Consider the following 16,041-nt stretch of genomic DNA (forward strand, 5'->3'; position numbering starts at 1 on the left):
GCGCACCAGCGCTGGCTCCTTCAGCAAGAAGATCCTCATTCAGCACTAAGCCTCGCGGAGACGCCAGGACCTAGGTTAGTACCTAGCTTCAAAAGCAGCTAAATAGGAAAATAACCCCGGTGAGCAAGTAGCTTACTGGGGTTATTTTTTGCCAAAAAACGGCTTTTACGTATGAGCAACTATGCTTGACCTAACCGCTGCCTTACTCGCCTTACGCCCCGCTATTGCTGCCGAGCTATCCGAAACACCTACCGCTACGGTTGGAGACTTTTTGCACCGGACACTACGGCCCGTGTTGAAGCTGCAAAATGAACTGCTGCTGCTCGTGGTTGCTGATTTTGTGCAAGAACACCATATTCCGTTTCAGGTGGCTAGCGTGGCCGAACGTGAGCGGTTGGTGGCAGAGCTTTTAACGCGCAACGTGAAGTTGCGCTACACGATTATTGGCATTATAAGTGGCCTATTTACACCGGCCGAAACAGCCTTCTACCGTCAGCACCGGGCTGAGCTGAACCGCCGGTTGCTGGAGCTAGCTAGTCAGCGCGTACAAAGCCAAGTGACTACGGTAGCAGAGCTCGTAGCGTCGGCCGACGCTGCTACATGAAGAATTATTACCATACGCTAGAGTTATCGAATTTTGCTTCTACTGCTGATATCCGGCGGGCTTATCGTCGGTTGGTGTTGCTGACGCATCCTGACCGCACCCCCGACCTAGCTGCCCATGAGCGGTACCTAGCTATCAACGAAGCCTACGACGTGCTGGGTCATGTCGCGCGGCGTCAGTTGTACGATGCGCAGCTACAGGCCTTGCTCAATCCGCTGCCGCTGGTCGTAGCAGCTGCGCCGAGACCAGCCGTTCCACCGAGGGGCCACCGTCCGCCTATGAGGGTGTGGCGCCGTCGGGTGGTCGTGCCGGCTGATTTCAGTCATTACGCTGGGCGTGCCCGGCGCTGGTGCCGGTGCTTGCTCTCGGTGCCGTGCGTCTTATTTGTCGACTATTTCTTACTAAGGCATACGGTGCAAGCTTCGGTTGTTGCCTTCTACGATCAGTACCATGCCGTTACAGGCATTCGTTATCTAATCAAAACCACGCACGGCAGCTTCGTAACCAGTACCAATTACCCCGAGAGCACCGACGCCATAACGATTCAGACCTCGTGGCTTTTTCACTTTGTGCATGCGGCGGTACTCCCAAATGGTAAAGCTTTGCCCGTTACGCCCGATTATCACTCGTGGATGGCGTTTGCTGGGCTTTTAGCGCTGATAGCTCTAGCTGGACAATGGAAAAGGCTTCCGCCTAATACCAACATCAACGCTGCAATCATCGCAACGATGCTAGCTATCATTGTGCTCGCGCTTATGCTTAATATGTAAGCAATTGCTCAAGACAATTAAAAAAGCCCGCTGCGAGCATCGCAGCGGGCTTTTTTAGTGCAGTACAAGCTAGGTTAGTCGTACCGAGAGTCGCGCAGCACAACGGGCGCTGACTTCTTGCGCATGCGCATATTCAGCAGCTCCACTACCAACGAGAAGGCCATGGCGAAGTACACGTAGCCTTTCTCGATTTCTTTGTGGAAGGCTTCCATCACCAGCATAATACCGATCATGATCAGGAAAGACAGCGCCAACACCTTGATGGTGGGGTTCTTGTTCACGAAGTCGCTGATGTAGCCCGAGAAGGCTAGCATAATACCCATGGCACAAATTACCGCCGCAATCATCACCAGCACGTTGTCAACGAGGCCAACCGCCGTCAGGATCGAGTCGAAAGAGAAAACAATGTCGATCAACACGATCTGAATAATCACCCGCGTGAGGCTCTGGTAGTTGCCAGCGTTCATTTCTTCATCGCCGCCTTGCAGCTTCGTGTGAATCTCGGTGGTGCTTTTGGCTAGCAAAAACAAGCCGCCCGCCAACAGAATAAGGTCTCGGCCCGACACACCAAAGTTAGGCTCTTGCATAAATGAAAGGTCCAGCGTGATCAACGGTTCTTTCAAGCCCACAATCCAGGTGATGCTCAGCAACAGGCCAATGCGAAATATAAGCGCTAGCAAGAGCCCGATGGTTCGGCCGCGCTTCTGCTGCTCATGCGGCAGGCGGTTGACGACGATGGAGATAAAAATGATATTGTCGATGCCGAGTACAATTTCCATAAAGGTTAGCGTCAATAGGCTAACCCAGGTATGCACATTCGCAAAGGCAGAGAAGTCGAACATTAAGTGGAGGAGCTGAAAAGTTGGTGAGCGGAGGAAGGGCTAGGTTATAAGCCTAGCTTTTCATATTGACGAATTGCAGCGGCTGACCAATCGTGGTACTAGCCCCGCGTAACACGGCAATAACTTGCTGAAGGTCGTCGATTTTTTTGGCCGAGACGCGCACTTGCTCGTCTTGGTTTTGGGCTTCCACCTTGAGCTTGCTGTCTTTGATGAGCTTGATAATGACGCGGCTCGTGTCTTTATCGATACCGGCGCGCACTTTTACGGTCTTTTTCACCAGCGCACCCGCTGCCTGTTCCTCAGCTGAGAAATCGAGGGCAGTGCCATCAATTCCTTGCTTCACCGCCCGGCCCAGCAGAATATCTTCCAACGCCTTCAGGCGCATCGAGTTTTCGGAGCTGAGCTGAATGGTGTTGGCTTTTTTGTCCAGCTCAATTCCCCCTTTGGTGTCGCGCAGGTCGTAGCGGGTTTGAAGCTCTTTTTTGGCGGTATTCACCGCGTTTTCCAGTGTTTGGGGATCTACTTTGCTTACAATGTCGAAGGAGGCCATAGTGCAGCAGCTAATACGTGAAATAGGCTGTACGCCAATCGGAGTGGGTTGTTGGCGTGCAGGTCAAAGGTAGGAGTTTGCCTACATTGTTGACAGTTTCTGTTGCTTGCTACGTGTACCCTGTTATGCACCTCACTACTCCTATCACTCCGGCCGAGTTTGCCGCCTACTACGATCTGCGGTATCGCGTACTACGTGCCCCGTGGAATCAGCCCCTAGGTTCTGAGCGCGCCGACGATGACGAAGCACCCAGTACCATACATGCCATGCTGACGGACCCCGCCGGCACAGTGATTGGAGTGGCCCGCTTGCACCCCTCAGGGCCCCACCAAGGCCAGGTTCGCTACATGGCCGTCGACCCAGCTTGGCAAGGCCACGGGGTTGGGCGGAAACTACTGGAACATCTGGAAGCTAGTGCGCGGCAGCGTGGGCTAACCGAGTGCATCCTGCACGCCCGCGACACAGCTGTTGATTTTTATTTCCGCCTAGGTTACGAAGTAGTAGCGCCCTCGCACACGCTTTTCGGCAGCATCCCGCATTTCCTGATGCGTAAGCAGTTATAAGGCTCAGGTTTACTCTACGTCAAGAACAAGAATGATTTACAAATCAGCACGTGATTGTCGTGCCTTTGAACAGCAAGCTCCATGGACCTCGCGAAGCAGATAGCTATTTATAACAAGATCAACCACTACGGGCGCACCAACGGAATGGAGTTGCAAGTGCAGGCGCCTGGGGAGGTAACCTACACCATGACCGTCCGTGAAGAGCATCTTTCCTCGCCAAATACCTGCCACGGTGGCGTGGTAGCCGGCCTAATGGATGCGGCGCTCGGTGCCGCTGCGCTCACCCTAGCCATGCCTGCGGGCGAGCTGGTATCAACGGTGGAATTCAAGATGAACTACCTACTTCCGGTGTATCTGCACGATGTGCTGGTGGCGCGTGGCTGGGTAGAGCATACGGGCAAAACGCTGGTGGTAACCAGTGCTACTATTGCCTGCCACAACCGGGACAATGCCGTAGTAGCACGTGCCCTAGGTACCTTCAATCGGTATCCGGCCAGCAAGCGAGACTTTGAAGGGCTAGCGGGTTAATCGTTGAAGCTGCGGCAAACTAATGACCAACCTATTATAAAAAACCGCCGGATACTCCCCTATTGCAGGGGGAGTATCCGGCGGCTAAAAGTCAGCTGCTAAAGCGACTTACAGGCGGTCAGACGAATTAGCTTCAGGCTCTTCTTCGTACTCTTCGCTGTCTTGTGGGGGCTGTACTTTGCGCACGTTGCGGGCACAGTCTTCATCGCGGTGGTTGCGGCCCACGGTAAACTCCACCCAGTCGCCTTCGCGCAGGTCGTTGAAGTCGCCCTCCGACATATCGGCGTAGCTAAAGAACAAGTTGTTCGGTGGCATCACCACGAAGCCAAAGCCGTTCTTCAGGTTTTTGATCGTGCTGATACCTACCGTACCAACTGGACCAGCTGCCGTTGGGCCTGTTGGGCGTACGGGCTTCGGTGCAGGAAAGGCAACAGGCTCTGGCTGGTTTACGAAGAGGTTTTCAATAATTTCTTCGCTGCTAGCCAAGCCGTTGTCAATTACGTCGTGCATGCCGATGGGATAAGTGGCATGCTCAAGCAATTGTTGCGAAGCGCGGGTAACGCGGTTTTCGCCTTTGAAATCTACGTATTTGAAATCCCAGTTCAGCAGCATTACGCGCGTGCCGATGGTATTGAGTTTTTTGATCAGGGGCACATAGTCGCTGTCGCCAGCAATAAGCACGATGACGTCGAAGCTCTTGTGCAGGGCTAGCTCCAGAGCTTCGAGGGCCAACCATACATCGATACCTTTTTCCTGCAAACGGCCATCACGCGTCTTCAGGGGCATGTAATGCGTGGTGATACCTAGGTTCATCAAGATATCGTCGAGCAGACGGTCGTGGAATAGCCGGTCTTTATCACGGGCTTCCGTGGCGCTGAGGCGGCCGCGGAAGAAATGGGAGTCAGTAATTTGGCTCAGACGTACGTCGACGTCTTCTTCTTCAGCTACTTGATGACGGATATATTCATGTAGTCCTTCCAGGCTAATGCGAGCTTTGCGCTCGTGTTGGAAGTAGTAGTAATCGCTGATTTTCAGGAAATAATTGCCGTCATAGAAGACGCCTATCCGAATCAGTGGGCTATTCATCTGGTTCATACGAGAAATTTTTGTGTGCGCAAAAGGGTGTGGTAAACAGAGCGATAGAATTGGTGCAAGTGACTTATTGCAAGTCCATAAGACAAGCAAAGATACAAGGTACGAGGATTAGGTTGGCATAACTCTAAACCCAATGGTTTCCGGCTGTAAGCGGCCGAAAACAGAGATGTGGGACAGTGGGTGTAAAGTTTTCTTATCAACTAAAGCTCTAACCTATGTATAGAAATCTAAGAAGCAGCAGACCAATCGAGACGCTTAACCAACTCACCTAATGCAGCAAAGCCTAACATATATTTTAACTTAGAACATTAAGGAGATGCAATACTAGGAAATAAAACATTGTCAATTAGTATAGACGCCAAGTAAAAGGCTGTCTTGTATCCTAATTATTGCCTGGAAGTAGCTTGAAAAGTAGCCAATGCAAAGATACAATTTCGTTCTTCTATATGAAAAACTCTATTGTCTAAGAACGACGAAATAAACCGTATTGTAGACGGAAGCTGGTAATTGAACGACTAAATAGGTTATTGCGTTTGTCCTACTTTATATAGAGATAAGGCAAATCCACTAAATAACCCTTCAGAAGTGCATTCGGTTGACCACAAATGCCAACACTAGCACTGCATAACCAATACAAATTCCCACTTCCAACAAGTTCCCAGAGGTAGAGCCGGTCGCAATAAGCGGAACCTTCAATGAGGTATCTAGGAAGGGATAAAACCATCGGACTCCCTGTTTGGTGAGGGAGTCGGCGATTAAGTGAGAAGCATAGCCCGCACCCGCGAATTGTGCTACACCGTGCCAACCTAGGGCTTGATTGGCGAGGTAGCCAGTATAGGTCCAGAAAGCCGCCGCCCAAAGCGTGTGCGTCCAAGAGCGATGCGCGGTGAAAGGCGCCAACGCCACGAACGCACCTAGCAGACTAAGCCACAAAAAACCAAAATACAAGCCCACAACCGCCGTACTAGCGCCCGTGAACAGAAGCGCCAACTTACGCGCCGAGCCACCTTGCATACCTAGCCCAATAAGGCCGAAAGCTAGCGCAGCGGTGTAGCTCATGCGCTGTTCGCGGCCAGGCGACAGAATGAAGTATGAGTAAGCGGCAATACAGAGCGCACCTGCCGCAAATGCCCAACGGACATAATTTTGTGCAAAACCTAGCCGCTTGCTCAGGCGACTATCAGGGTGGTCAAGATCGGGGGCGAGCGAGGAAAAGCCCGCTAGTGCAATACCAAAAGGGGAAAAAGGCACGCCAGGCACCAAGCCTGCAACGGCGACGCCGGTAATGAGGCCGATGGCCAGATGAGAAGAACCGCGCACGAATAGCTAATAGATAAGAAATAGAGTGCGAAGATACTAGCCCGGTAAGCCAGGTGATAATCTAAAGAGCTTTTTTTAGTACAATTTAACCGGCTACTGGCAAGCGACGCTCATGTATAGCAGGTAGGAATTATTCAATACCGACCATACGCTTGCTTGCCTGTTCGACGGTGATGCGCAAGTCTTTGGCTTCCGGCTTTACTGGCCTAGCTTATGGATTATTAGCTCGGGCGCTGCGGTTAAACACTTAAATCATTTCTTTTTGCTTGTAGTGCGTTGCGCAACGCAACTGCTGCCCCACGATCAGAATTTTGGAAGCTCTCAGGAGTAAGCCTTTCTTGTTCTCGTTCATTGTTCGGCGTCTGGGAGCTAGGGTTCAGTCGAAATTACAGTTGGTCTCCGGATGTACGGCGGAAACTTTCGCGCCGCCCCAACGGTATTGCCTACGTACCATGCCCGACCAAAGAAAACCTTTGGCCGGGCTTCTCCCTTTGCCCCTCGCTTTAGAATCTATCCGTTTTGAAAGCCTCCGAATTTATCCAACTCTATCGTCACGACCCGGACGTGCTGCACGTAGCCAATGCCTTGAAAGAGGTGCCGGCTGATGCCGCGCGGCGTCTGCATATTCGTGGCTTGGTGGGCAGCCAGGATGCGGTGCTAGCCGTGACGCTGCACAAGCTACAACCTGAACAACACCATTTATTCATTCTGCACGACCGGGACGAGGCGAGCTATTTCTTGGCTGACTTGCAACATTTGCTTGGCAATGAGCACGATCCGCTGCTGTTTCCTAGCTCTTACAAGCGTGCTTACGCGTTCGACGAAACGGAAAATGCCAACGTGCTCATGCGTTCCGAGGTGCTGAACCAGCTGAACTCTCGGGAGAAAATTGGGCAGTTGCTTGTGACTTATCCGGAGGCACTGACCGAGAAGGTGATCAACCGGCAGAGCTTGGTGCAGCACACATTTTCGGCTAAGGTAGGCGACAAGCTCGACGTGAACTTCCTCGGCGAAATGCTGGCCGAATACGACTTCGAGCGTACCGATTTTGTGTACGAAGCGGGCCAGTACGCCGTGCGTGGGGGTATCGTGGACGTGTTTAGCTACGCCAACGAGTTGCCGTTCCGCATTGAGCTATTCGGCGACGAGGTAGAAAGCATCCGCACGTTCAACCCGGAAAGCCAGCTTTCAGTGGAAAAGCGCGAGTACATCAGCATCGTGCCCAACGTGCAGACCAAACTCCTGCAAGAAAAGCGCGAAGCGTTCCTGGACTTTATTCCGCGCAACACAACCATCTGGGTCAAGGACATGCGCCAAACCCTGGATGTGATAGACGAGTCGTTCGACAAGGCCGAGCAAGGTTTCAAGCAGGTGCTAGAAGAAGGCGGCGGTGTACAGATTGTGAGCAAGCCGGAGGATTTATTCGAGACGGCAAAGTCGGTGAAGAAGCACCTCGATAACTTCACGGTGGTGGAGTTTGGGAAGCGCTTTTACTTTAAAACACCCACTGAGTTTGCCTTTGCTAGCAAGCCCCAACCTAGCTTCAATAAGGACTTCAGTCGCATCGTCAAGAACCTGAAGCAGAACCAGGAACAAGGCTACACTAATATCATCGCGGCCGATTCGGTGCGACAAGCCGACCGGCTTCGCACCATCTTCGATGAACTAGACAACAACGTGCAGTTTCAGCACTTGCTCATCGCCCTGCGCGAAGGCTACGTGGATGAGACGCTGAAGCTCGTGGTGTATACCGACCATCAGCTGTTCGAGCGCTACTACCGCACCCAGGAAGTGCGGAAGTTTTCGAAGAAAAAGGCGCTTACGCTCAAGGAACTGCGCACGCTCCAGCCCGGCGACTACGTGGTGCACCAAGATCATGGTATTGCGCGCTTCGCCGGCATGATGCAAGTGGAAATAAACGACAAGGTACAGGAAGCTATTCGCTTGGTGTACCGCGACGACGACGTGCTGACGGTGAGCGTGCATGCTCTGCACAAAATTGCCAAGTACAGTGGCGCTGAAGGTACGCCGCCGACCATGAGCAAGCTAGGTTCGCCGGAGTGGGAGAACAAGAAAAAGACTGTTAAGAAGAAGGTAAAAGACATTGCGGCCGAGCTGATTCGGCTGTACGCCAAGCGCAAAACGGCGCCGGGTTATGCTTTCTCTAAGGATAGCTTCATGCAGGCGGAGCTAGAGTCAAGCTTCATCTACGAGGACACGCCCGACCAGGCCAAGGCCACCGAAGACGTGAAGCACGATATGGAAGTGCCACACCCCATGGACCGCCTCGTGTGCGGCGACGTGGGCTTCGGCAAAACGGAAGTGGCCATTCGGGCGGCCTTCAAAGCCGTGGCCGATGGCAAGCAAGTGGCTATGTTGGTGCCAACCACCATTTTGGCGATGCAGCACTACCAAACCTTCCGCGAGCGGCTTTCCAACCTACCCGTGACGGTGGAGTACGTGAACCGCTTCAAAACCACGAAGCAAATCAAGGAGACCCTAGGTCGGGTAGGAGAGGGCAAGACCGATATTCTGATTGGTACGCACCGCCTTACTAACAAGGATATCAAGTTCAAGGACTTAGGTCTGCTGATCATTGACGAAGAGCAGAAATTTGGGGTAAAGACCAAAGACAAGCTAAAGGAGCTGAAGGTAAACGTGGATACGCTTACGCTGTCGGCTACGCCAATTCCGCGCACGCTGCACTTCTCGCTCATGGGCGCCCGCGACTTGTCGGTGATTGCCACGCCGCCGCCGAACCGGCAGCCGGTGCAAACGGAGCTGCACGTGTTTGATGAAACCATCGTGCGCGACGCGGTAGCTCGCGAGCTAAAGCGTGGAGGGCAGGTGTTCTATGTGCACAACCGGGTGAAAGACATTGAGGAGCAGGTGGCCATGATTATGCGCCTTGTGCCTGATGCACGCGTGACTTATGTGCACGGCCAAATGGAGGGCGACCAGCTTGAAAAGCGCATGATGAAGTTTGTGGAAGGCGAGTACGACGTGCTAGTCGCCACTAACCTAATTGAGAGCGGCTTGGATATTCCGAACGCTAACACCATGATTATCAACCGGGCTCACCTCACCGGCCTGAGTGACTTGCACCAGATGCGGGGCCGCGTAGGGCGCTCCAACAAGAAAGCGTATTGCTTCCTGCTTACGCCACCCGTAGCCAACCTGCCCGCCGATGCCCGCAAGCGCTTAAACACGCTGGAGGAATTCTCGGACCTAGGAGCCGGCTTCAACGTCGCCATGCGCGACCTCGACATTCGGGGCGCCGGCAACCTGCTGGGTGGTGAGCAAAGCGGTTTTATCAACGACCTAGGTTTTGAGACCTACCACCAGATTTTGGATGAGGCAGTGCAGGAACTGAAGGAAACGGAGTTCCGTGACCTATTCCTGGGTGACTCCACAGGGCGCTTGCAGGAAGCCGCCGCTGTAGCCCGCCCGAAGGAGTGCAACATCGAAACGGACCTGCAAATCCTGATTCCGGAGCAGTACGTGACCAACGTATCGGAGCGCTTACAGCTCTACTCGAAGCTCGACCGGGTAAAAGATATGGCTGAGCTGCGCAAGTTGGTGAACGGTATGATTGACCGCTTCGGCCCGCTCCCGCATGAGGTGGAGCAGCTCATCGACATTGTAAAGCTACGCTGGCAGGGGTGCCAGGCTGGCTTCGAGAAGATTACGCTCAAGAAAGACTTGTTGAAAGGCTACATCCAAGCCGAAAACAACGAGGCGTACTTCCAAGGAGCACAGTTCGGCAACATCCTGAACTACGTGCAAACTCACCCCACTAAAGCTCGCATGAAGGAGCGGAAAGACCAGCTCATCATTAGCATTGAGGAAGTGAAAAACGTGCAGGCCGCCAAGCGTATCCTTAGTGAGCTAGGTAGCGAAGAAAAAGCCGAGCAACCCGTGTTAGCAGGTTCGGCAAACGACAACGAGGACGAAGGCTAGGTTCTGGTTGCCAATAAGATACAGCGCTGCCCCGCTAGTTTCCTATGTTTGGAAGCTGGTGGGGCAGCATTGTTTTTATAAGATGGCAGCTTCAAAGTTGCGTCAAGCTTTGGCAGGAATGTTAAAAAGTGGCTCTACAGGGAATAGGTCATGTTGTGTCGCTACTTAGCTTGGGCCACGTGGCGCGGAGTGGCTAGTAGGAATAGGCTAAGCAGTTTGCTATATTTCGTTGTAAGCTGCTGATTGTAAAACCCTCGTGCAATGAACCCAAACCAAAAAGCATGGTGGCACCTAGGTTTTGTGGGCATGTGCCTGCTGGTGGCCGATCAGCTACCGCAGTGGCACAAGCTATGGTTCGTTTCCGAAACCGGTCATTATCACACCAGTTCTACCATCACTGTGCTGCTGTTGCTGAGTATGTTTCTGCGCCGGCGACCTAGCCTAGGGTTGATGGTAGCTTGGCAGATGGTGCAGCTGTTCATTATTGGCTCGGTGCTCCTCTTGAGCTTTCCCGACGGGAACTATGTTTTCGGCTTTTCTCTGTTGGGCTTCTTACGCCTAATAGCCCTAGGTGTCATCTTCTTTTCTGCCGAGCTAAACCGTTACGTGCGCTACAAACCGACTGACACCACCTCCGCCATGTAGCCCCAAAAACAGCCGCGCCATGTTCAACGCCTTGCAGTCGGATTCGATAACGCTCTATCTCATCAACGACGACAACCTGGCTGAGGTCTACGAGCTGTTCCAAGGCTTTCCGGATTCCAAGTCGATGTTGGAAGAGCTGTTTCGCAACTACCTGCCGCGCTACGAACGCAGCCAGCGCACCAATTTTGGCTTCTATTCCATGCTAGGCGACGAGCTAGCCGGCATGACGCTGCTGACGGTGGATAGCTGGGAAGAACGCGCCGGCTCGACTGGTGCCGACCTATTTGAGCACATGCGCGGCCGGGGGATTACGCCCCGCAGCAAGCCGCACCTGTTCTACCTAGCTTTTGAAATCCTAGGTCTGAACCGGGTAGCCACCGGCTGCCGCGTTTCCAATCTGGCGTCGAAACGCTCCATCGAAAAAACGCTAGGGTTTCAACTGGAAGGCGTGATGCGCGAATCGGGAGTGAACGACCAAGGTGAGTTTGAGGACGAGCTGCTCTATGCCATCTTGCGGCGCGATTGGCTAGCGCTGTATGACAAGTCCTTGGTGCGGATAATGGAATAGATAACGCATTCGCTAGGCCGTTCTGCTGCGCTGATCGAAGCATGACGGCCTAGCGTGAAAGTTTTCGAGCATCCTAGGCTACTCGCTCCCGGCTGTATTTGTCTCGGTACTGCTTGGGCGACAAACCGGTGATGCGCTTGAAGGTGTCCCGAAACGCTTTTGGGTCGGTGTAGCCGACGTTGTACATCACTTCGTTCACATTCTCGCGCGACGACTCTAAACTATTCTTGGCTGCTTCCACCTTCACCCGCTGAATGTACTCGACCACGGAGTTGGCGGTGGCTTTCTTGAAGCGGCGCTCTAGGTTGCGGCGACTCAGCGCGAGCATATCAGCGAGTTGATCAACCGTTATCTTCTCCTGGTAGTTGTCCTCGATGTAGGTCTGGGCGCGTTTCACCGGCTCGTCGCTGTGTTCTTTCTGCCCGTTGAAGATGACGAAGGCCGACTGGCTGACGCGCTCAATATCAATTTGAAACACCTTGGCGCACAGTACGGCCATATCGCGGCCTGCGTATTTCTCGATGAGGTAGAGCACCAAGTTAAGGTAGGAAAAAGCCCCGCCGCTGGAATAAATGCCGTGCTCGTCGGTGATAAGTTTGTTTTCCACCAGCTCCACCTCCGGGAACATGCGGCGAAAGTCATTAGCGGCGGCCCAGTGCGTGGTGCACTTCCGGCCGGCAATCAGCCCAGTAGAGGCGAGCAGGAAGGCGCCTAGGCATAAGCTCGCTACTTCAGCGCCCTGCTTATACTGCCGAACGATCCAAGGAATAAAGTCCTGATTAGCCTGCAACGCGTCGGCTGGGTTGCCATCCACGGCCGGAATAATGACCAGATCTGTGCGGTCGAGGTGCTCCGTTAGCAATTCCGTGTACACGTTGTACATCCCCCCGCACACCGGCGTTTCGTGGGCTAGGCCTACGAGTTGCACCTGAAACAAGGGCAGCTTGCCCATGCGCTGTAGCAGGGCATTCACTTCGGTGAACACCAGGCGGGGCCCTTCGATGCTGCCTAGCACGGCCCCGCGTGGAACCAGGATGGTGATATGCTTCATAACCGGAAACGGACGTGACGTGGATAATAAGCAAGCGGAAGTCGACGGGGTAAATGTGCTAAAATATTTCGCAATATCCTGCTAAAATTTGTCGCAATTCACCCGGCTTTCGCCGCATTTGCCCCCGTAGTGTCCCTCGGTTTTCGTACACCTTTGTGTTGTGCATAAGGCACATAGGTTTTTTACGATTTCCACTTCTCACTACCTAAGCTATGAAACCAAAAACGCTCACCACCTTTTACTGGGCCCTTACCATTTTGTGCTCCCTCTCCATGCTGATGGCCGGGGTCGTTGAAATGATGCGCTCGGCTGAGGGGCAAGAAATTATGCGCCACCTAGGCTATCCGGTCTATATCCTCACCATTATCGGCGTAGGCAAAACGCTGGGCGCATTAGCGCTTATTCAGAACGCGTTTCGCACCCTGAAGGAGTGGGCTTATGCCGGCTTCACGATCAACATGCTGGGTGCCGCTGCTTCCCGGGCCTACGCCGGCGACAGTTTGGCGCTGATCCTGTCACCCTTCCTGTTTCTGGCGGTGCTGCTCACGTCTTACTTCCTCTGGAAAAAGCGGCTGGCGCAATTAAGTAGTCAGAGGCAACCCTCTGCCCTAAAACTGGCATCTGAGCCAACAGAAAAGACACTAACCCCAACCGCTGGCTTGGTCGCGTAGCTGCCTAGGTCGGGAATATTTTACTGCTGGTCAGAACGCTATGAGAAAAGTAATTGTGTCCGAGTTCCTGTCGTTAGACGGGGTGATGGAAGAGCCTCTATGGACTTTTAAGTACTTTAATGAGGAACAGGCTACGTACAAGCTCAACGAGCTGCGGGCTTCCGATGCCTTATTGCTGGGGCGCGTGACGTACGAAGGGTTTGCAACCGCTTGGCCAGACCGTAAGGATGAACAAGGCTTCGCTGACCGCATGAACAGCTTGCCTAAGTACGTGGTGTCGACCACGCTACAGGAAGCCGCATGGAACAACTCGCACGTAATCCGCACGAACGTGGCCGAAGAAGTAGCGCAGTTGAAGCAACAGCCCGGCCAAAACATTTTGGTGGGCGGCAGTGGGCAGTTGGTTCAAACCCTGATGCAGCATGACCTGATTGACGAATACCGGATCATGTTCTTCCCAGTTGTGATAGGCCAAGGCAAGCGCTTATTTAGGCAAGGCAGCATGGCCACGCTAAAGCTGACCGACGCGCAGACGTTTGCCTCGGGCGTGACGGTGCTCACCTACCAGCCCGACCGCAGCAGCTAGGTTTGCTGCGGCCGTTGGAGCCTAGGCCGAAAGCGGCAGATGGGCAGACCTAAACATAGCTCGGCCAGAAACCGTATGAGGGAACGGCGGGTCACCGAACCTGCCCGTCTTTCGATTTTCCTAACAAGACACCTCCGATGAAAACATTACTTGCTTTTGCTACTGTTTGTTCGTTGAGCATCACGGCTGCTGCCGCCCAAACTACTTCGCCCGCTACGGGCACCACGCCTACCGTAAACGGCACGGCTAGCCCCCAGTCGTCGCCACCCGCGCAGCCAAATAGCTCGTTGGGCACGCTGCCGAGCAGCAACACCCAGCCGGCCAGCGACATGCAAACGGGCACCACCAGCGGCTCTACCATTTCGGGTAGCACAACGGGCGGCAACCTGAAGAAGGCCAATAAAGACATGAAGAAGGATGGGATGAAAAAGTCGAAGATGAAATCGTCGACTTCCACCAGCACCACCCAGTAAGCCACAAAGCTTGCCCAAAGAAAAAGGCCGCCCCTAGGGTGGCCTTTTTCTTTGGGCCTTGGCAAAAGCTAAAGGCTACCCCATGTACTTGTTTCTGGCCTATTGGAGCGCCGCAAAAGCTATTCTGAGCCGTCGATAGCTGCCGCTTGCCCGGCGCTGTGTACCTTGTTCAACTCACGTACGCTGGTTTACATGCTCCACCTTCGCACTGCTTTCCTCCCGATGCTGCTTATGCTATCCGCGCTATCTGTTCGTGCCCAAACCGCTGAGGCTAAACTACAAGCCAAAGCCCGCGCCATCCACGAGCAGGCGTTCGTGCTCGACTCACACCAGGATACGCCCGGTAACCTGCTCAAACCCGGCTTCGACCTCACCAAAGATCACACGCCCGCCGAAGAAGCACAAGTTGACTTCCCCAAGATGAAGCGCGGCGGCCTGGATGGCGCGTTTTGGGCGGTGTATGTGGGGCAGGGGCCGCGCACGCCGGAAGGCACAGCCGCCATCCGGCAAGAAGTGCAGGCCTTGTTCGATGTCATCCACGGTGCCATCAAGCAGCACCCGACGGAGCTAGCCCTGGCAACGACGCCCGACGAAGCGTTGCGTATCCGCAAAGCTGGGCAGCGCGCCATTTTTATTGGCATGGAAAACGGCTACCCAATTGGGCAGGACCTAGGTATGCTCCAAACCTACTACAACCAAGGAGCGCGCTACATCACGCTTTGCCACTCCTCCAACAACGATATCTGCGATTCTTCCACCGACCCCAAAGGTCCCGAGCACCAAGGGTTGAGCGCTTTTGGCCGCCAAGTGGTGCAGGAGATGAACCGCCTGGGCATGATGGTCGACGTGTCGCACACCTCTGATTCTACGTTCTACGACGTGCTGCGCCTCTCTACGGTGCCCATCATTGCCTCGCACTCGGGTAGCCGCGTGCTCAGTGATATGGCCCGCAACCTCACCGATGACATGCTGCGCGACCTAGCCCGGCACGACGGCGTAGTGCAGCTGAACCTCTTTAGCCCGTATGTAAAAACAGAGCAGAAATCGCCTGAGCGGCAGGCGGCGGAGCAGGCATTTTGCGCCAAATGGCACATCAAAACCTTCCTCAATGTGTATGCGCTGCCGCCCGCCGACCGCAAGGAAGCCCTGGCAGAATACACGCAAATTGAGAAGCAGTACCCGGTACCGTTGGCCAATGTGCAGGACGCGGCCAACCAGATCGACCACCTTGTACAAGTGGCCGGCATCGACCACGTAGGCATCGGCTCCGACTTCGATGGCGGGACCATTCTCACGGGCCTGGCCGATATTGGCGACTTTCCGAACTTGACCATGGAACTCGTACGCCGTGGCTACTCGGCCCGCGACATTAACAAAATTTGGAGCGGCAACCTATTTCGGGTAATGCGAGCGGTGGAAAAAGGCAAAGCTTAAGGGCCACGGAAAAGCTAGGTATCCTAGGGATTAAACCAAGGTGTATTGAACGAGTCCAAGAAAATATCGTTTAATACCTAGTGGCCTTCGGTGAGAAGCGTCCTTTTTTCCATCCTGACTTTCAACGAGATGAAATCTATTCGTTTGTTTCTGGCTATAGTATCCTGCTTTGCGCTTACTAACTGTGTGTACCACCGAGATAGCGCCTACCGGGGCCGCGACAACGGCCGCTATGAGCGCCACGGCCGATACGATCGGTACGACCGCCATGACCGGCACCGTGGCTACGCTCACGACCGTGATCGTGACCACGACCACGACCGGGGACGCTACTAACGGCTAACCTAGGGTATACCCCAGCAAAAGGGCCGCTTCTCCACA

Annotated in this window: 17 protein-coding genes; 12 read left to right on the forward strand and 5 right to left on the reverse strand. The window is 53.9% G+C overall.

Translation table 11 applies throughout. The features are described 5' to 3' along the window. The first annotated feature begins 181 nt into the window (after positions 1–181). Positions 182–604, forward strand: coding sequence for a hypothetical protein (locus tag BXP70_RS03315; RefSeq protein ID WP_086592616.1), 423 nt, complete (start codon positions 182–184; stop codon positions 602–604). Then, entirely contained in the window at positions 601–1,374 is a 774-nt protein-coding gene (locus BXP70_RS03320; protein WP_086592617.1) for a J domain-containing protein, read from the forward strand. Before BXP70_RS03315 ends, BXP70_RS03320 begins: the two co-directional genes overlap by 4 nt. A 74-nt stretch (positions 1,375–1,448) precedes the next feature. On the opposite strand, the gene BXP70_RS03325 is transcribed toward BXP70_RS03320, so the two are convergent. Together BXP70_RS03325 and BXP70_RS03330 are read right to left on the reverse strand one after the other, a co-directional pair. Next, positions 1,449–2,216 carry a TerC family protein gene (locus BXP70_RS03325; protein WP_086592618.1) on the reverse strand — a complete coding sequence of 256 codons (768 nt, stop codon included), beginning with the start codon at positions 2,214–2,216 and terminating at the stop codon, positions 1,449–1,451. Positions 2,217–2,268: 52 nt separating this feature from the next. Next, complete coding sequence (locus BXP70_RS03330; RefSeq protein WP_086592619.1) at positions 2,269–2,766, reverse strand: YajQ family cyclic di-GMP-binding protein; 498 nt, start codon at positions 2,764–2,766, stop codon at positions 2,269–2,271. 125 nt (positions 2,767–2,891) lie between these two features. Between BXP70_RS03330 and BXP70_RS03335 the strand changes: the two genes are divergently transcribed. Further along, a complete protein-coding gene (locus tag BXP70_RS03335) occupies positions 2,892–3,329 on the forward strand; it encodes a GNAT family N-acetyltransferase (RefSeq protein ID WP_086592620.1) in 438 nt (145 codons plus the stop codon). Between the two features lie 81 nt (positions 3,330–3,410). Continuing rightward, positions 3,411–3,857, forward strand: a complete 447-nt coding sequence (locus BXP70_RS03340; protein WP_086592621.1) for a PaaI family thioesterase — start codon at positions 3,411–3,413, stop codon at positions 3,855–3,857. Between the two features lie 108 nt (positions 3,858–3,965). Here BXP70_RS03340 and BXP70_RS03345 read toward each other — a convergent pair whose 3' ends face one another. After that, positions 3,966–4,952, reverse strand: a complete 987-nt coding sequence (locus tag BXP70_RS03345) for an NYN domain-containing protein (protein ID WP_086592622.1) — start codon at positions 4,950–4,952, stop codon at positions 3,966–3,968. A 579-nt stretch (positions 4,953–5,531) separates the two neighbouring features. Next, complete coding sequence (locus BXP70_RS03350) at positions 5,532–6,272, reverse strand: metal-dependent hydrolase (RefSeq protein ID WP_086592623.1); 741 nt, start codon at positions 6,270–6,272, stop codon at positions 5,532–5,534. A 519-nt stretch (positions 6,273–6,791) separates the two neighbouring features. Here BXP70_RS03350 and mfd point away from each other — a divergent pair. The 3 genes from mfd (at position 6,792) to BXP70_RS03365 (ending at position 11,445) form a co-directional block, all read left to right on the forward strand. Further along, the gene (mfd, locus tag BXP70_RS03355; RefSeq protein WP_086592624.1) at positions 6,792–10,232 is read left to right on the forward strand and encodes a transcription-repair coupling factor; all 3,441 of its coding nucleotides are present in this window, start codon (positions 6,792–6,794) and stop codon (positions 10,230–10,232) included. Between the two features lie 261 nt (positions 10,233–10,493). After that, positions 10,494–10,877 carry a hypothetical protein gene (locus BXP70_RS03360; protein WP_086592625.1) on the forward strand — a complete coding sequence of 128 codons (384 nt, stop codon included), beginning with the start codon at positions 10,494–10,496 and terminating at the stop codon, positions 10,875–10,877. Positions 10,878–10,896: 19 nt separating this feature from the next. Further along, complete coding sequence (locus BXP70_RS03365) at positions 10,897–11,445, forward strand: GNAT family N-acetyltransferase (RefSeq protein WP_086592626.1); 549 nt, start codon at positions 10,897–10,899, stop codon at positions 11,443–11,445. Between the two features lie 73 nt (positions 11,446–11,518). On the opposite strand, the gene BXP70_RS03370 is transcribed toward BXP70_RS03365, so the two are convergent. Continuing rightward, positions 11,519–12,496 carry a GlxA family transcriptional regulator gene (locus BXP70_RS03370; RefSeq protein ID WP_086592627.1) on the reverse strand — a complete coding sequence of 326 codons (978 nt, stop codon included), beginning with the start codon at positions 12,494–12,496 and terminating at the stop codon, positions 11,519–11,521. Between the two features lie 212 nt (positions 12,497–12,708). On the opposite strand from BXP70_RS03370, the gene BXP70_RS03375 reads away from it, so the two are divergent. The 5 genes from BXP70_RS03375 (at position 12,709) to BXP70_RS29830 (ending at position 16,003) form a co-directional block, all read left to right on the forward strand. Then, on the forward strand, positions 12,709–13,167 hold the full coding sequence (locus tag BXP70_RS03375; RefSeq protein ID WP_086592628.1) for a DoxX family protein: 459 nt from the start codon (positions 12,709–12,711) through the stop codon (positions 13,165–13,167). Between the two features lie 40 nt (positions 13,168–13,207). Then, positions 13,208–13,753 (forward strand): dihydrofolate reductase family protein, encoded by a 546-nt coding sequence (locus BXP70_RS03380; RefSeq protein ID WP_086592629.1) that lies wholly within the window; start codon positions 13,208–13,210, stop codon positions 13,751–13,753. Positions 13,754–13,890: 137 nt separating this feature from the next. Beyond that, positions 13,891–14,226: a superantigen-like protein SSL4 gene (locus tag BXP70_RS29345; RefSeq protein WP_143436356.1), complete on the forward strand. Its 336-nt coding sequence runs from the start codon at positions 13,891–13,893 to the stop codon at positions 14,224–14,226. A 231-nt stretch (positions 14,227–14,457) separates the two neighbouring features. Then, positions 14,458–15,660, forward strand: a complete 1,203-nt coding sequence (locus BXP70_RS03390; RefSeq protein WP_245849483.1) for a dipeptidase — start codon at positions 14,458–14,460, stop codon at positions 15,658–15,660. Positions 15,661–15,829: 169 nt separating this feature from the next. Continuing rightward, complete coding sequence (locus BXP70_RS29830) at positions 15,830–16,003, forward strand: hypothetical protein (protein WP_179197570.1); 174 nt, start codon at positions 15,830–15,832, stop codon at positions 16,001–16,003. Positions 16,004–16,041: the final 38 nt, after the last annotated feature.

The sequence above is a fragment of the Hymenobacter crusticola genome, assembly GCF_002154225.1.
In the GTDB taxonomy this organism is placed as follows: Bacteria; Bacteroidota; Bacteroidia; order Cytophagales; family Hymenobacteraceae; genus Hymenobacter; species Hymenobacter crusticola.

Bases quoted from the DNA above. Each gene is read 5' to 3' on its own strand.
- BXP70_RS03315 (WP_086592616.1), top strand. From the start codon at position 182: ATGCTTGACCTAACCGCTGCCTTACTCGCCTTACGCCCCGCTATTGCT.
- BXP70_RS03320 (WP_086592617.1), top strand. From the start codon at position 601: ATGAAGAATTATTACCATACGCTAGAGTTATCGAATTTTGCTTCTACT.
- BXP70_RS03325 (WP_086592618.1), bottom strand. From the start codon at position 2,216: ATGTTCGACTTCTCTGCCTTTGCGAATGTGCATACCTGGGTTAGCCTA.
- BXP70_RS03330 (WP_086592619.1), bottom strand. From the start codon at position 2,766: ATGGCCTCCTTCGACATTGTAAGCAAAGTAGATCCCCAAACACTGGAA.
- BXP70_RS03335 (WP_086592620.1), top strand. From the start codon at position 2,892: ATGCACCTCACTACTCCTATCACTCCGGCCGAGTTTGCCGCCTACTAC.
- BXP70_RS03340 (WP_086592621.1), top strand. From the start codon at position 3,411: ATGGACCTCGCGAAGCAGATAGCTATTTATAACAAGATCAACCACTAC.
- BXP70_RS03345 (WP_086592622.1), bottom strand. From the start codon at position 4,952: ATGAACCAGATGAATAGCCCACTGATTCGGATAGGCGTCTTCTATGAC.
- BXP70_RS03360 (WP_086592625.1), top strand. From the start codon at position 10,494: ATGAACCCAAACCAAAAAGCATGGTGGCACCTAGGTTTTGTGGGCATG.
- BXP70_RS03365 (WP_086592626.1), top strand. From the start codon at position 10,897: ATGTTCAACGCCTTGCAGTCGGATTCGATAACGCTCTATCTCATCAAC.
- BXP70_RS03370 (WP_086592627.1), bottom strand. From the start codon at position 12,496: ATGAAGCATATCACCATCCTGGTTCCACGCGGGGCCGTGCTAGGCAGC.
- BXP70_RS03375 (WP_086592628.1), top strand. From the start codon at position 12,709: ATGAAACCAAAAACGCTCACCACCTTTTACTGGGCCCTTACCATTTTG.
- BXP70_RS03380 (WP_086592629.1), top strand. From the start codon at position 13,208: ATGAGAAAAGTAATTGTGTCCGAGTTCCTGTCGTTAGACGGGGTGATG.
- BXP70_RS29345 (WP_143436356.1), top strand. From the start codon at position 13,891: ATGAAAACATTACTTGCTTTTGCTACTGTTTGTTCGTTGAGCATCACG.
- BXP70_RS03390 (WP_245849483.1), top strand. From the start codon at position 14,458: ATGCTATCCGCGCTATCTGTTCGTGCCCAAACCGCTGAGGCTAAACTA.